The following is a 2,496-nucleotide window of genomic DNA, read 5'->3' as shown; positions in this document are numbered from 1 at the left end:
GCGACACCGTCTCGCCCGTGTCGGAGGTCAGGGAGAACTCCGGGGCGGCGTCACCCGGGGTCAGACGGTTATCGGTGGCCACGGGCGGGCAGGATACCGCTGACATGTGATCGCCGACCGTGCGGCGCGTCGTCGTGGGCCCGCAGGGACACCGCGTGACGATGCGGCCACGATGGGCGGCAGCAGGCAACGGGCTGCGTCGACGACAGAGCGGCGACCGGGCAACCGGGGCCGGACCGGACAGGGACGAGGGAGGCTCCGTGGCACGCGACCCGGACACGATCGAGCGGGAGATCGAGCAGGCGCGCGAGGCCCTCGCCGGGGCGCTCGACGAGCTCTCCGAGCGCGCGAGCCCGCAGCGGCTCAGCGAGCAGGGCAAGGAGATGGCGGCCGAGAAGTGGGCCGACCCGAAGATCAAGTACGCGGTGATCGGAGCGGGTGCCCTCATCGGGCTCCTGATCCTGCGCAAGCTGTTCAAGTAGCAGGGCGCGACCGGCCGGTCCGACGGCTGTGGGCGGGTGGCCCGAGGTGATAGGAACCTCGGGACGCCCGCCCTTCGTCGTGACCAGGACAGCTCGGAGGCCCCTCACCGTGTCGACGTCGTCGTCGCAACTCACTCCTGCGGCCCAGCGCTTCCGCGCCGCCCGCGACCTCCTCGTCGAGCGGCAGACCGACTACGACGCGGCGCGACGCGACTTCGCGTGGCCCGAGCTCGACGAGTTCAACTGGGCGCTGGAGCACTTCGACGCCATCGGCGCGGACCCGGCGTCCGCCGACCGGCCGGCGCTGTGGATCGTCGAGCAGGACGGGACCGAGGGGAAGTACTCGTTCGCGGAGATGACGCGGCGGTCCAACCGCGTCGCGAACTGGCTGCGCTCCCACGGGGTCCGGCGCGGCGACCGGATCATCCTCATGCTGGCCAACCAGGTCGAGCTGTGGGACACGATCCTCGCGGCGATGAAGCTGGGCGCGGTGCTGATCCCTTCGACGCCGATGCTCGGGGCCGCCGACCTGCGTGACCGCATCGACCGGGGCGCGGCGAAGCACGTCGTCGTCCGGGACGCCGACGTCGACAAGTTCGCCGACGTGCCCGGCGACTACACCCGCGTCGCCGTCGGCCCCTCGACCCCCGACGGTTGGCTGGACTTCGCCGAGGCGGACGGCGCCTCGGCCGACTTCGAGCCGGACGGGGCGACGAAGGCCTCCGACACGCTGCTCCTCTACTTCACCTCGGGCACCACGGCGAAGCCGAAGCTCGTCCAGCACACGCACGTCTCCTACCCCGTCGGGCACCTCTCGACGATGTACTGGATCGGCCTCGAGCCCGGCGACGTCCACTGCAACATCTCCTCGCCCGGCTGGGCCAAGCACGCGTGGTCGAACGTCTTCGCGCCGTGGTGCGCCGAGGCGACGATCTTCATCTACAACTACAGCCGCTTCGACGCCGACGCGATGCTCAAGACGCTGGTCGACAAGGGCGTGACGACGTTCTGCGCGCCGCCGACCGTCTGGCGGATGCTGATCCAGGCCGACCTGAGCCGGTGGCAGGTGCCGATGCGCGAGCTCGTCGGCGCCGGCGAGCCGCTGAACCCCGAGGTCATCGAGCAGGTCCGCGACGCGTGGGGCCTGACGATCCGCGACGGGTTCGGCCAGACCGAGTCGTCGCTGCAGATCGCGAACACGCCGGGGCAGCGGGTCAAGGACGGCTCGATGGGCCGGCCGTTGCCGGGCTTCGAGATCGCGCTGGTGGACCCCGTCTCGGGCGAGTTGGGCGAGGAGGGCGAGATCTGCGTCTACCTTTCTAAGCGGCCGGTGGGCCTGATGGTGGGCTACGCCGACGACGACGAGCGCAACGCCGAGGTCATGCGCGGCGGCTACTACCACACCGGCGACGTCGGGTCCCGCGACGAGGACGGCTACATCACCTACGTCGGCCGCTCGGACGACGTCTTCAAGGCCAGCGACTACCGCATCTCGCCGTTCGAGCTGGAGAGCGTGCTGCTCGAGCACGATGCCGTCGCCGAGGCCGCCGTCGTGCCCTCGCCCGACGCGCTGCGCCTGGCCGTGCCGAAGGCCTACGTCGTGCTCGCGCGCGGCTGGGAACCGGGGGAGAAGGCGGCGCGGGCGATCCTCGAGTACGCGCGCGAGCATCTCCCGGCCTACAAGCGGGTGCGGCGCCTGGAGTTCGCGGAGCTCCCGAAGACGATCTCGGGGAAGATCCGTCGGGTCGAGCTGCGGACTCGGGAGACCGACCTGCGTGCCGACCCGGCCGGCGGTGGCGCCCCCGAGGGCGAGTGGTCCGACGAGTCGCTGGGCCTGCGGTCGTCGTGAGCTTCTCGTTCCCGGTCGTGCCCCGGTACGCCGAGATCGACCAGCAGGGCGTGGTCTTCTTCGGGCACTACCTGACGTGGTGCGACGAGGCGATTACGGCGTTCCAGGCTTCGGTGGTCTACCCGTACCCGGCCATGATCGCCGACGGCGTCGACATCCAGATCG

At 71.0% G+C, this 2,496-nt stretch carries 2 protein-coding genes; both read left to right on the top strand.

Going from position 1 to position 2,496, the window contains the following annotated elements:
• Positions 1 to 260 precede the first annotated feature (260 nt).
• Positions 261 to 482 carry a DUF3618 domain-containing protein gene (locus tag AC0CYZ_RS07365; protein WP_472213807.1) on the top strand — a complete coding sequence of 74 codons (222 nt, stop codon included), beginning with the start codon at positions 261 to 263 and terminating at the stop codon, positions 480 to 482.
• A 109-nt stretch (positions 483 to 591) separates the two neighbouring features.
• Positions 592 to 2,331 carry an AMP-binding protein gene (locus tag AC0CYZ_RS07360; protein WP_472213805.1) on the top strand — a complete coding sequence of 580 codons (1,740 nt, stop codon included), beginning with the start codon at positions 592 to 594 and terminating at the stop codon, positions 2,329 to 2,331.
• Positions 2,332 to 2,496 lie beyond the last annotated feature (165 nt).

This window comes from Actinomycetospora sp. (assembly GCF_055612215.1).
Note: the sequence above shows the minus strand (reverse complement) of the source record. Positions and strands in the feature narration are given on the sequence as shown.